The 12,093-nt window shown below is 59.0% G+C and carries 16 protein-coding genes and 1 pseudogene; 11 read left to right on the top strand and 6 right to left on the bottom strand.

Annotated elements, in window-relative coordinates:
* Window positions 1–469 precede the first annotated feature (469 nt).
* The gene (locus tag NK8_RS35330; RefSeq protein WP_225936545.1) at window positions 470–871 is read right to left on the bottom strand and encodes a GNAT family N-acetyltransferase; all 402 of its coding nucleotides are present in this window, start codon (window positions 869–871) and stop codon (window positions 470–472) included.
* A gap of 126 nt (window positions 872–997) precedes the next feature.
* On the bottom strand, window positions 998–1,189 hold the full coding sequence (locus NK8_RS35325) for a hypothetical protein (RefSeq protein ID WP_213233316.1): 192 nt from the start codon (window positions 1,187–1,189) through the stop codon (window positions 998–1,000).
* Window positions 1,190–1,350: 161 nt separating this feature from the next.
* Between NK8_RS35325 and NK8_RS35320 the strand changes: the two genes are divergently transcribed.
* The 5 genes and pseudogenes from NK8_RS35320 to NK8_RS35295 all read left to right on the top strand — a co-directional run bounded on the left by NK8_RS35320 (window position 1,351) and on the right by NK8_RS35295 (window position 3,616).
* Window positions 1,351–1,791, top strand: coding sequence for an antitoxin Xre/MbcA/ParS toxin-binding domain-containing protein (locus NK8_RS35320; RefSeq protein ID WP_213233315.1), 441 nt, complete (start codon window positions 1,351–1,353; stop codon window positions 1,789–1,791).
* Window positions 1,788–2,267 carry an RES family NAD+ phosphorylase gene (locus NK8_RS35315; RefSeq protein WP_213233314.1) on the top strand — a complete coding sequence of 160 codons (480 nt, stop codon included), beginning with the start codon at window positions 1,788–1,790 and terminating at the stop codon, window positions 2,265–2,267. Before NK8_RS35320 ends, NK8_RS35315 begins: the two co-directional genes overlap by 4 nt.
* A 111-nt stretch (window positions 2,268–2,378) precedes the next feature.
* Window positions 2,379–2,872 (top strand): annotated as a pseudogene (locus NK8_RS43855) (ProQ/FinO family protein).
* A 163-nt stretch (window positions 2,873–3,035) separates the two neighbouring features.
* Window positions 3,036–3,305 (top strand): type II toxin-antitoxin system ParD family antitoxin, encoded by a 270-nt coding sequence (locus tag NK8_RS35300; RefSeq protein WP_213233311.1) that lies wholly within the window; start codon window positions 3,036–3,038, stop codon window positions 3,303–3,305.
* Entirely contained in the window at window positions 3,302–3,616 is a 315-nt protein-coding gene (locus NK8_RS35295) for a type II toxin-antitoxin system RelE/ParE family toxin (protein WP_086972398.1), read from the top strand. The genes NK8_RS35300 and NK8_RS35295 overlap by 4 nt, the downstream gene beginning before the upstream one ends.
* A 282-nt stretch (window positions 3,617–3,898) precedes the next feature.
* On the opposite strand, the gene NK8_RS35290 is transcribed toward NK8_RS35295, so the two are convergent.
* The 4 genes from NK8_RS35290 to NK8_RS35275 all read right to left on the bottom strand — a co-directional run bounded on the left by NK8_RS35290 (window position 3,899) and on the right by NK8_RS35275 (window position 6,546).
* A complete protein-coding gene (locus tag NK8_RS35290; RefSeq protein ID WP_028371617.1) occupies window positions 3,899–4,141 on the bottom strand; it encodes a DUF6429 family protein in 243 nt (80 codons plus the stop codon).
* Complete coding sequence (locus NK8_RS35285; RefSeq protein WP_213233310.1) at window positions 4,138–5,232, bottom strand: IS630 family transposase; 1,095 nt, start codon at window positions 5,230–5,232, stop codon at window positions 4,138–4,140. Before NK8_RS35285 ends, NK8_RS35290 begins: the two co-directional genes overlap by 4 nt.
* Before the next feature lie 697 nt (window positions 5,233–5,929).
* Entirely contained in the window at window positions 5,930–6,307 is a 378-nt protein-coding gene (locus tag NK8_RS35280; RefSeq protein WP_061119854.1) for a type II toxin-antitoxin system VapC family toxin, read from the bottom strand.
* A 2-nt stretch (window positions 6,308–6,309) separates the two neighbouring features.
* A complete protein-coding gene (locus NK8_RS35275) occupies window positions 6,310–6,546 on the bottom strand; it encodes a type II toxin-antitoxin system Phd/YefM family antitoxin (protein ID WP_061119855.1) in 237 nt (78 codons plus the stop codon).
* Between the two features lie 393 nt (window positions 6,547–6,939).
* On the opposite strand from NK8_RS35275, the gene NK8_RS35270 reads away from it, so the two are divergent.
* The 6 genes from NK8_RS35270 to tnpB all read left to right on the top strand — a co-directional run bounded on the left by NK8_RS35270 (window position 6,940) and on the right by tnpB (window position 12,088).
* Window positions 6,940–7,950, top strand: a complete 1,011-nt coding sequence (locus NK8_RS35270; protein ID WP_213233309.1) for an IS110 family transposase — start codon at window positions 6,940–6,942, stop codon at window positions 7,948–7,950.
* A gap of 336 nt (window positions 7,951–8,286) precedes the next feature.
* Window positions 8,287–9,693, top strand: coding sequence for an ISNCY family transposase (locus tag NK8_RS35265; RefSeq protein WP_213233308.1), 1,407 nt, complete (start codon window positions 8,287–8,289; stop codon window positions 9,691–9,693).
* A 620-nt stretch (window positions 9,694–10,313) separates the two neighbouring features.
* A complete protein-coding gene (locus NK8_RS35260) occupies window positions 10,314–10,742 on the top strand; it encodes an antitoxin Xre/MbcA/ParS toxin-binding domain-containing protein (RefSeq protein ID WP_213233307.1) in 429 nt (142 codons plus the stop codon).
* A gap of 34 nt (window positions 10,743–10,776) precedes the next feature.
* Complete coding sequence (locus NK8_RS35255; protein ID WP_213233306.1) at window positions 10,777–11,253, top strand: RES family NAD+ phosphorylase; 477 nt, start codon at window positions 10,777–10,779, stop codon at window positions 11,251–11,253.
* A gap of 56 nt (window positions 11,254–11,309) precedes the next feature.
* Window positions 11,310–11,747 carry a transposase gene (locus NK8_RS35250; protein ID WP_213233305.1) on the top strand — a complete coding sequence of 146 codons (438 nt, stop codon included), beginning with the start codon at window positions 11,310–11,312 and terminating at the stop codon, window positions 11,745–11,747.
* Window positions 11,744–12,088, top strand: a complete 345-nt coding sequence (gene tnpB / locus NK8_RS35245) for an IS66 family insertion sequence element accessory protein TnpB (RefSeq protein ID WP_213233304.1) — start codon at window positions 11,744–11,746, stop codon at window positions 12,086–12,088. The genes NK8_RS35250 and tnpB overlap by 4 nt, the downstream gene beginning before the upstream one ends.
* Window positions 12,089–12,093: the final 5 nt, after the last annotated feature.

Here is a 12,093-nt window from a genome sequence, read left to right as displayed (position 1 = left end):
CGACGCGATCAGCCATCGTAAAACCCCGTTACTCCGGCGCCGCCGGTAGTTCGTCGTCTCCGGCGGCTACGCCGCCTTCGACTCCTCACCACCGGCCAAGGTAACTGTCAAAGGACCGGCCAAGATAATTGTCGTTCTCTATGCTATTCCGCTTCTGTCCGGTCAGACGCTGTTCCTCCTACCGATTAGTGGCGCGATCGGTACCTGGGTCAGCGCTTCGGTCCCGACGGTCCAGCAATTCCGGTGTTTCATGGCCGGCCGGATTGTGAAGGCGTCTCCATTACTGCCGCGGACGGGCCCGCGCAAGCTGTCGTGTTTTTCGGTGAACAGCTGCAGCCGTGATGCGCGCTGAGGCACGATTGCCGAGTAGAGTCAAAAAGTCGAAAGAAATTTCGATCCAGTTACCATTCGGCCGATCAATACCGGCGCGCCAAGGCAACGCCTGAGCTTGGAATGGCAAACGGCTTGCCTACGCGGACGTGCTTCGAACGCGCTTGGATGACGGGACAGGGTATGGCGGACTCGACCTCACACGCTGATTGCCGCGGACTGTACGGCCATCGGCTCCGTATGAGTCGGTATAGAAATTCGCGGCGCAGAGGATTCCCTTCCGAAACCCGCGGATGGTCGAAATCGCCGTTTGGGTCGCGTAGCATCCGAGCTTTGCCATCACCCGCATCGATTTTTCATTGGCTATGCCAGCGTTTGACACAATCTCGAATAACTGAAGGGACTGGAAGCCGAACCGAACTGCGGCCGCGGCAGCTTCGGTTGCGTAGCCTAGGCCCCAGAAAAGCCGTGCAATAATCTCGAAGTCGGCAGAACCATGATGTGGACGGCGCGTATCGGCGTCGATCGGCTGATGACCCAAACTGCGTGGTGCGTAGGCCCTTCGGATGCCTGTGGATAGTTCAATCAGGGAGTATGCGGACTGTATTGAGGCGCGCGGCGAGCGCCGCGCGACCCCTTTGACTCAATCAATGGGTGAGCGCGGTCCTCACCGAATTAAATTTCTCGTCGCGCCTACACTGCCGATGAGCAAACCTAGCAAAAAGCTCGAGATCCCAACGATGCCCAGCACGACCAGCGGATTTTCGCCGGTCTGATCTCGGACCATATCGACCGTGCGGCCCGCGAACTCTTGGGTGGTCCCGGCTACTTGCCCGACCCTGCCTTTGATTTGGTTCATCGCGTCGCCGGCACCGCTGCCAATGGCCTCCTGTACCTTGCCTGACCGCCGTACCTACGAATCGCCCGCGACGTCGGTCGACTCGTTCAGCCCGGCGAAGCGAGTCAGCGCGTGAGGCTGCCAACTTGGTGTAACATAGATGCCAAATGGCAGGAGGTGCTATGGCCGTCATCAGCAAAATTTCGGCGGATTCGTTGTTGGGTGGACGCTCGGTTTTGCGCCGCGCGCCCCGATCGGGCCTCGAATGGGTGGATATTGTCCGTCACGGCATCTCCTCCCAAGCGCTCGACTCAATGCTCAAATCCATCGCGATTTCGCAGTCAGAACTGGCGCAGGCGCTCGATATTCCCGAGCGGACCTTGGCGCGGCGCAAGCGCGAAGGCGTTTTCAGCCGCGAGGAGTCGGCCAAGTTGATACGACTCGCGCGTGTCGCGGCGCGCGCGGCGGAAGTATTCGAAGATCTCGATCTGGCGATCGGGTGGCTCAAGATGCCGGCAGCGGCACTAGGCGATGCTACTCCGCTCAGTCTTCTCGATACGGACATTGGTGCCGATAGCGTGATGGATACGCTTGGGCGCATCGAGCATGGTGTTTTTGCATGACCTTGATGGCATGGCGGGTAGTGACAGAGCGGTATGCTGATAGCGCCTTTTCCGGCGAAGGTGCGCGCCTCTATGGTGGGCGGTGGAACCCGAAAGGGGTGGCGCTCGTATATACAGCACAGACACAATCGCTTGCGCTCCTCGAGATGCTCGTGCAGGACTCACCGCTACGGGCGCGGTATGTGATGATCCCGGCGCGAATTCCTGAGACCCTGATCGAGCGCGTCGATGCTGCGAATTTGCCGCGCGACTGGAGAGAGCTCAGTGCACGGACCGAGCTGCAACAGATTGGTGCTAAGTGGGCGCAGAAGCGAACGAGCGCGGTGCTTGCGGTGCCGAGCGCGGTCGTTCCTGCCGAAACTAACTATCTGCTCAACCCCAGTCATCCAGACTTCGCGCAGATCGAGATTGGGACGCGCGATGAATGGGAGACCGACCCGCGGTTGTTGCGGCGCGCCGCTCGAAACGACGTATGACAATGTTTGGTCGCCGCGCAACCGGCATTTTGATTTTCCCAACGGGCTTGAGCTAGAGTTTCGGCTGGGCTCGGCACGGTACAATCTGGTGACTGATTTCAGGCATGCACCATGGGATTCGAACAGCTCGTTGCGCTTAAGGCGCAGCTGAACCAGGGCGCGAAGGGCAAAGAGGTGGCTCCACGCTCGACGTCACAACCAGTGGACGTCGCGCGGGAAATCAAGCAGCCACCGAAGCCTCGGCGCACGTCTGCCGACGCAGCCGCGCGTGCAGTCACTATGCTGCAACGACATTTCCCGTGGGCGTTTCCGCGCAGTCCGGAACCAAAGGTCCCGCTCAAGATCGGGATTCTTAAGGACGTGCTTGCGAGAGCGCGTCGCTTGGACTCGGCGAACGAGACGCTCGAAACGGCGTGAAGCTTTGGTGTCGTGGCCAACGCTATTGGACGTGTCTCGTCGAAGGTACTGTGCGCGTGGATCTTAATGGCGCAACCACTGGCGTTGTCACCGCTGCGGAAGCTGAGTACGGCGCAAGTCAGGAGAAGATCCGGCTCACGCGGAGGCGGGAGCAGATTGCGAAGAATCGGCCCGGTCAACCGCGTTGACCGGCAAGCCCAGGGACTTGCAGAATGATTTTACATAAATAGTATTGCCCCTCTTTTTTGGCAGAGCCGTAGGAGGGTGGGCGAGCAGATTTCTGCTGGGCAGGGATCGTTGCAGGCGAGGGCGGAGACGAGTAGGATTAAATCCTACTGACCGGAGGCTGCCATGAGAACAACGCAGCAGATGAGCATCACTTTACCCAACGAGATGGCCGAATTCGTCCGCACAAAGGTCGCAAGCGGCGACTACGCGTCTGACAGCGAGGTGCTGCGAGACGCGCTTCGCTTGCTCCGCGAGCGTGACCGTGCCGTTGAAGCATGGTTACGAAACGAAGTCGTTCCTGCAGCGCAAGCACTTCGGGACGATCCAAGCCGTGCACTATCAGCAGACCAGGTACGTGCCGAACTGAAAAAATCTCGCACGCGCCACGAATGAATTGGCGCGTTCAGTTTGCGCCCGAAGCGCTCGATCAGCTGCAGAGCATTGAAAAGCGCATCGCAAACGCGGGCGCTCCGATGACGGCCGAACGATACGTTGATTCGATCGTCGATTTCTGCATGAAGCTCCAGACATTCCCAGCGCGCGGTGTCGCACGTGACGATTTGCTGCCCGGACTTCGAGTCACTCATTTCCGCAAGCGGACCATCATCGCCTATACGGTGGAGAAAGAGGTTGTTTCGATCGTTGGTGTCTTCTACGGAGGCCAAGATTACGAGGCGGCGCTTACCCTTGATGAAGACCAGTAAAGCACGCTCTCATGCCCGTCATCCTTCAAAAGTCCGTGAACTCACGTATCTCGGTAAGCGAAAACCGTCGTGATTTTACATAAGTAACATCAGCACTTTGTCTGTAGGTATCCTAATGTTTTTTGATGATACCCCATCCTAGTGACCCTCAACATTGACGGCCCCCCTGGAAGCGGAAGGAATAGGCGTTAGCAAGCTGCCCCTGGGCACCCATCTTCAACAGCATTCTCGCATGCAAGTAAAGGCCGCGTCGCTAGTGTCGTGAGTTAGAAGTTCGTTGAATCAATTTCCCGGTCTTTCTGGAATGACGAAATGTTGATTAAAGAGCCGCTCGGACTCGCGCAATCCTTCTTCGGTAAAGATCACGGACTTCGTCTTGTTGACCGGGTCTTCGATGAAACCTCGTTCGTAGAGCCGGTTCAGTACATCCCAGTCGAAACCCTTCCATGCACGGTATCGGTCATGCAGGGTCAGGTAGAGAAGTGCCAAGGCGACTTCATCAATTGCGTCGGTGTTGATGTTCATGATGCTTCGCCCGCGGCCTTCGTGACCCGCATACAGAACCGTTCGAGACTGGCCAGAATTTCATCAGCCGACTTGCTCCAAGAGAACGGCTGTGGATTGGCGTTATAGATCTCCAGGTATTGACGGATCGCGTCTTCGAGTTGACGTGTCGAGCGATGCGTACCGCGTCGAAGGTATTTTTCAGTGAGCGAGGCGAACCATCGTTCGACCTGATTAAGCCACGACGCCGAGGTGGGCGTGAAATGAACATGGAAGCGGGGATGACGGGCGAACCAGGCTTTGATCGAGGGCGTTTTGTGCGTGCCATAGTTGTCCATCACCAGATGCACATCCAGGTGCGACGGCACGCTGGCTTCGATGGTGCGCAGAAAACGCACGAATTCGCTGCTGCGATGGCGCCGATGTACCTCGCCGATCACCTCGCCAGTCGCGATGTCCAGCGCCGCGAACAGCGTGGTCGTGCCGTGACGCATGTAATCGTGCGTGCGTCGTTCAGCGATGCCGGGGGCCAACGGCAACATGGGTTGCGTGCGATCGAGCGCCTGAATCTGGCTCTTTTCGTCCACGCACAACACCATGGCCTTAAGCGGCGGATCCAGGTAAAGCCCGACGATATCTCGCACCTTGTCGACGAACATCGGATCACTGGAGAGTTTGAACGTTTCCTGCCGATGCGGCTGCAAACCAAAAGCACGCCAGATCCGCGTGACCGCCGTTTGCGACAGTTTCATCTCACGAGCCATCGTGCGCGTGCTCCAGTGAGTTGCGCCGACAGGCACGGACTCAAGCGTCTTTGCAATAACCGCATCGACGCGCGCATCATCAATCGTTCTCGGCGCGCCGGGCCGAGGCGCATCGAGCAGTCCGTCCAGACGATTCATGACGAACCGCGCCCGCCACTTCGACACCGTTTGCTGAGTGACCCGCTGTTTCGCCGCGACACTCCTGTTGTCCAGTCCATCGGCACAGGCCAACACGATGCGGGCCCGCAATGCGAGGGCCTGTGCGGTCTTGCGTCGCAATGTCAGTGCTTGCAGTTCTTTGCGCTCCGATTCGCTCAGCACCAGTTCCCCTTTGGGCCGTCCGCTCATCCCTGCCTCCTCGCATCAAGTGCCACACAGAGCACTTTAGTACGTGGTCGGCATCATTCAATGAATTTTTAACTCAGGACACTAGCAGCTGACCACGTGGCGTCGAGGGCCTCACCGCGGGCCATGACATCGCCAAATAATATGGCGCCACGGTGCGTTCAAGTCTCTTCGCGGGCCCTCTGAATTGCGAGTCGAAACTTCCTACGCAGGAATATCAGGCACGTAAGGTAACATCCATAAACGCCTAAATTAATGGGCAACAACAACACCGGGAGGCGCCAACCTTCGGTGATGCCTTCGCTTCAGCTTTCGCCTTCCTGATTTCGTATTGCCATTTCATCGCACCGCCAAACGCTGTGAGGACAGCCCCCAGGCCGACAAAATATGGCACCCATGACTGATACTCTCCAGCGACGCTTGAAACCCATTCGAGCATGCCATACCTCCGCAATTTTCCACGGAGTTGACCAGCAATCAATGCGTCAGAAAGGTCACGCCTTTTTCTAATCGAACTCGCGAAGATAAGCCAGAGAGGCCTCCACCGTATCCGCTGCCTGCTGGTGCAGTCGAATCAACGCGTCGTCGATCTCCGCTCCGGTCGGTCGCTTTCTCCACTCCGCAGAGTCGAATAGCAGGTTGATCGCGGCCCGCAGGCGAGTGCCAGGGTTAGGTCTGCCATCTTAGCGTTTCCCAATTTTCAAACTGTCATGACCAGCTTGGAGTAGGCCGATAGGTGGCCATCGGCCGTCAGCAGGATCAGCGGTTCCGACATGGCTTGTGCCACCAGCAGTCTGTCGAAGGGGTCTCGATGAATGTCCGGCAGGTCGCGAACCAACACCGCATGTTTTCCAAGCACTGGCAGTTCACGAAAGCCGCTGCCCTCGATCTCCGCTACCAGCATCTTCGGATCCGCGTCGAGCTTCCCCAGCCCCGCTTTAATCGACGCTTCCCAAATCGACGCGCTGCTGACGAAAACCTCGTCGGCCTCGGTTATCAGGCCGCGGGCGATGTGGCTCAGTTGCGGATCGTCTTGAAGCACCCACAGGTAGATGTGCGTATCTAGGAGCACGCGCACCATTAACGACCCTCAAAAGAAGCGAGCACGTCGTCTGGCAACGGCGCGTCGAAATCATCGGCAATGTGCAGTTTTCCTTTTAGCCGGCCAAAAGTGCGCGTCGGCCGCGCCGGCTCGATCGGAACGAGCTTGGCCGTCGGCTTTCCTGCTTTGGCGATGATAATTTCTTCTCCGCCCGCCGCAGCGTCGACCAACTTCGAAAAGTTCGTCTTTGCGTCGTGAATATTGACGGTTTGCATAATTTCCTCCATGTGGACTAAGGTTAGTCTAGTCCATATTAGCCCACTCGGTCAATCTTTCTTGGCCGCGGCCGAGGGACTAATGACATGACGCGGGGCTGAACGGCCGCGTATAAGTGGACGCAAGACCAGCGTCTCGCAAACCACTATCTTGCATATTGCGCCGCGCCGGGCCTGAATTCGAAGCGCCGCAGCCGCCCGAGCAATTTCGGACGATAGCGCGGCTAAGTTCACCTTTCGTTTTACATAATAGAAGTTAGAGAACGTCCGTTTGTCAGAGCTTTTTAGATGGAATGGTCGCCTCCCGCCTTAACGGTCAGCCGTCGCCCGAGCTCCGTTGACCGGAGCGTGGGACATTGCTGGTTCGGCATGTCCGCCGCAAAGGAGAATCAGATGGAATCCTCGACCATTGCCATCGATCTGGCCAAGCGCGTCTTCCAGATTCACTACGTCGATCCTGAGACCGGCGCGATATACAGCAAGGCGCCTAAACGTACGCAACTCGTGCCGTTCTTCACGAACCGGCCGGCATGCCGGGTTGTCATGGAAGCCTGCGGCAGCGCTCATCATTGGGCCCGAACTCTGGCACGACTCGGCCACGATGTGCGCCTAATAGCGGCTCAGTTCGTACGTCCGTTCGTGAAGTCGAACAAGAACGACGCGGCTGATGCCGCCGCAATCTGGGAGGCTGCCCAGCGCCCTGGCATGCGTTTCGTCGCGGTCAAGACCGAAGATCAGCAGGCCATGCTTGCGCTGCACCGGGTCCGTCAGCAACTTGTCCGAATTCGCGTCATGCAGATCAATCAGCTTCGCGGATTGCTCTACGAATTCGGCATCGTACTGCCACAAGGCCGTCGCCCATCGATTGAGGCTGCAAAAGCGGCTCTAGCGTCATTAGCTGACCAGCTTCCGGTCATGCTGACGGACAGTCTGCAAGATCAACTCTCGCGGCTTCGCATCCTCGACGAGCAGATCGAACTGCTCGAACGTCGCATTCAGGAATGGCGGCGCAACGACGAAGCATGTCGTCGCATCTCCGAAATTCCTGGCGTCGGTGTTCTTACTGCGACCGCTGCAGTATCCGCGATTGGACAGGCGAAGTCGTTCCGCTCCGGGCGAGAGTTCGCTGCTTATCTCGGTTTGGTGCCGCGACAGAATAGCTCCGGAGGCAAACCGAAGCTTGGAGGCATCAGCAAACGTGGTGACGTGTATCTTCGAACGCTGCTGATTCACGGTGCCCGAGCGGTGATTTCAAGCTCAAAGCATTTGCCGGAGCGATTGCGGCTGTTGTTGGCTCGACGGCCAACGAACGTCGTTGCCGTCGCACTCGCCAATAAGATGGCACGCACGATTTGGGCTCTCCTAGCCTATGGACGAACGTATCAAGCCCCACCCATGCCGTAACGCAAGCTACGCAGATTCGAACCCATCCACGGTTGCACAGGTAGATTGAACGATGGCAAGACAGGTTGGACCGCGCAAAGGCAAGCCTGAGACATTACTCGGACATCAAGTCCGCTTTTTAGATTAGGACCTTTGCGGCGAAATCCATCGGGGCCGGCGGGCACGCCCGCGATCGAGTCCGGATATAAGTCCGCAACCACCCTCCTCGCCACGCACAATTACCTTGCAAATGGGAGGCGACCATATAAGTAATGTCGGGTTTGAGCTCATTAGAAATGTCCGGTTTTGTCCCTTGAAGGCGCACGCTGAGCGCAAGCGTCTTCAAGGGGCTCCACCATGAACGAGCGTGGTTTCATCACGGCGACTATGCACGAACTCGAACGCATTAAAGTGATCGAGGCGGTCTGCGAGCATCGGCTGACGATGGTGCGGGCTGCCGAGCGACTGTGCCTGTGCGAGCGCCAGATCAGCCGTCTGGCTCGCCGCTATGCCGCGAGTGGTCCGGCGGGGTTGATCTCGGGCAAGCGCGGACAGCCGAGTAATCGCGAATTACCCGTCGACCTGCGCGCCCGGGCAATGGCGCTGGTGCGCGAGCGCTATGCCGATTTTGGTCCGACGCTCGCCTGCGAGAAGCTGCGTGAATGTCACAACATCGAGTTGGGCAAGGAAACGGTACGGCGCTGGATGCGCGATGCCGGGCTCTGGATTCCGTGCAAGCAGCGTCCACCGACGCTACACCAGCCGAGGAACCGCCGATCGTGTCTGGGTGAACTGATTCAGATCGATGGCAGCGATCATCGCTGGTTCGAGGATCGCGCACCGGCTTGCACGCTGCTGGTGTTTATCGATGACGCGACGGGCCGGCTGATGACCCTGCACTTTACGGCGACCGAGTCGACCTTCAGCTACTTCGAGGCCATGCGCAAGTATCTCGAAGCGCATGGCAAGCCGCTTGCGCTCTACAGCGACAAGGCTGCGATATTTCATTGCAACAACCACGCCGAGGCCGCTGGCAAAGGCGTCACGCAATTTGGACGGGCTTTGTTTGAGCTCAACATCGATACCTGGTGCGCCAATAGCAGCCAGGCGAAGGGACGCGTCGAGCGGGCCAATCTGACCTTGCAGGATCGGCTGGTGAAGGAACTGCGCCTACGTGGCATCAACACGCAGGAGGACGCCAACGCTTACGCGCCCCACTTTAGCGCCGACTTCAACGGCCGCTTTGGCAAGGTTCCAAGAAGCGCGTTCAATGCCCATCGCGCGCTCAGAAGCGACGAGAACATCGAGTTGATCCTGACCTCACGCGTGGCGCGGCGCGTGACCAAGGTGTTGACGGTTCAATACGACCGGGTCATTTACATGCTCGACGATACGGCGCAGAACCGCGCGCTGATCCACCAGTATCTCGACGTCTTCGAGTACCCGGATGGACGCATCGAGATTCGCGTGAATGGGGCGGCCCTCGCCTATCGTCGATACGATCGGCTTTCCGAGATCGATCAGGGGGCGATAGTCGAGAACAAACGGCTTGGACACGCGTTGCAAGTCGCTCAGGTGCTGCAGGCCGAGCGCGACGATCGCTGCGCTTCGGGCATGCCCTCGCGTACCAACCAAGGCATGGCGCCACGGCCGAAGGAGCGCAAGGTGGGCACGCGCACGCAACGCGAACTGACCTTGGAACAACTCAACGCGGCTGTGTTGAGTTCCGCGCGAGAACGGGCAGCCGCGGTGGGGAAATCATGATCTGAAGAAGGATTAACAAGCCCTAGACCCGGACATTTCTAACGAGCCCGCACCCCGACATCTGTATTTGGCCGTGACACCGTTCGAAAACAACTTATGCGCTTGGCAGGAAGGCGTTCAGACCCGTCCCTATTAAATTTCGCCTTCGCCATGCCTAAATACGAATTATCAGGCATGGATAGGGCGTTTTTTCGGCGGATCTCCATGCCGCTGGCCGACAAAAGCCGTTGATGGGTCGTACCGCAGCGGCAGGATTAAGCGCAATGGTGCTAATACGACTTATCACGCTTGAAACGATGTCCTCCGGCGCGTAGGAAGGGCGTTGGGGCGCCGCGTGCCTCCTATTAGGTCGGCCGGTCTACCGCCCCGCAAACGAGAGACGGAAATCACCGTGGTAGGCGGCCTTGGATGGCGTGATAGCAGGAACACAAGCCGGTCGCCCTCGGCGAGCGCCTTCCCGGGCGCAAGGCACGACGCCCGAAACGGAATCGAGGCCAAAACGCGGAGGCCTACCCAACCGAGCCCATTTGCGGCTCGGACAGTATCGGCATCGGGGAGAATCGCGCACTCGTATCATTTGGTCTATAATGGAGGATCAAGTGATCCATTCGGAGGTTGCCATGCTGTTGGTCTCGCCGGAACAGATCGCAGCCGTGATGGCGCTGCCTCGCGTCCCGCATTCGGTGGCCGAGCTCGACGCGCAGGTCCGTGAGGGCCTACCAAAGTCCGCGCTCAAAGAAGGCGTCGAGCACGCGACGCGCAGCGCCGAGGAACGGCGCGCCTTGCTCGCGCGCATCGTGCCGGAGGCGACCTTCAAACGTCGCCGCGACAAGCTCAGTCCCGACGAGTCTGAGAAGACGGAGCGGCTCGCACGAATCGTCGCGACCGCGCGTTATGTATGGGACGACGAGGGTGATGCGCGGGAGTTTCTAAATACGATGCACCCGTTGCTCGAAGGGCGCACGCCGGTGGAGGTCGCCTTGAGCGAGCTCGGCGCGCGGCGCGTCGAGGAACTGTTGTGGAAGCTGTTCTATGGGCTGCCGGCATGACTTCCTGCATGGAAGTCGTTGAGGTGCCAGCCTGATGCGGATTTTTAGAATTGCGGATCGGCGTCATCCGGTGTGGAGTGGCACTGGGGCGATGCTTGTCGGTGGCCGCTTCAATAGCCCCGGCCGCCCAGTCATTTACGGCGCGCTGAATTTTGCGGGGGCGATGCTGGAGGTGCTGGTGCACGCGCGGATCGGTAAGGTACCCAAGCACCACGTATGGGTTGAGGTCGAGGTCCCGAAGAACGTGACAATCGAGCGCGTCAGCGTCGAGGACTTGTCAGCGGGCTGGGATGCGCCGGATGCGCAGGTCGCGCGCCGTTTCGGCGACAAGTGGATCGAGGAGGGAAGATCAGCGGTGCTGGTGGTCCCGTCGGTCGTGGCGCGGGCGGAATGCAATGCGGTGGTCAACCCGGCACACCCGGATGCCGGACGTTTAGTCGTCTCGGCGCCGCAGCCTGTCGTGTGGGACCAACGGCTGTTCGCGGGCGGACCTGACTTGTCGCCCGAATAAGCTGAGTAAGCGGCTCGTCTCGACCGTCGTAGGGCGTGACCTCAATACGCAGCAAAATGATGTCCATCATTTTCGATTTGATGGACACCACTTTGTCAGAGTCCTCAGAGAAGAAGCCGGGTAGTCGAGCGGGCCGTCCGAATTACCCAAGGGAGCTTCGGGACCGGCTGGCGGCAGCGGCGTGTGAACCGGGCGTCTCCGTTGCGAGACTCGCCCGTGAGAATGGCATCAACGCGAACATGCTGTACACCTGGCGGCGCCGATATCTTACCGAGCGGCACGCTCAGCCTGCCGGCCTTCTGCCAGTCGTACTGCTGAGTGACCCACCGACGCAGGCCCTGGCCGCGCCGTCAGGCGATTTACCAGCATTAGATGCAAACCCGGCGCCACCTGCGGGCACGATTGAAATCCGAATCGGCCGTGTGGTGGTCAAGGTAGATGGTCTGGTCGACGCCGACATGCTGCGTACCGTGTTGGGCAGTCTGCGATCATGATCTCGCTCCCGGCTGGCACGCGTATTTGGATTGCTGCAGGCGTGACCGACATGCGCTGTGGGTTTCAGGGGCTAGCGGCAAAGGTGCAAACGGCGCTTGAAGAGAATCCATTGGGCGGCAACGTCTACATCTTCCGAGGCCGCCGAGGCGATCTCATAAAGGTCCTCTGGGCGACGGAGGATGGGATCTGGCTCCTGGCAAAGCGTCTTGAGCGGGGCCGCTTTATCTGGCCCCAGGCCGACGGCGGGAAGATTCATCTGAGCTCCGCACAACTGTCAATGCTTCTCGAGGGCATCGACTGGCGACAGCCCCGGCGCACCGCCGCGTTATCGATGTTGTAAACGGC

This window comes from Caballeronia sp. NK8, assembly GCF_018408855.1.
Taxonomy (GTDB): domain Bacteria; phylum Pseudomonadota; class Gammaproteobacteria; order Burkholderiales; family Burkholderiaceae; genus Caballeronia.
Note: the sequence above shows the minus strand (reverse complement) of the source record. Positions and strands in the feature narration are given on the sequence as shown.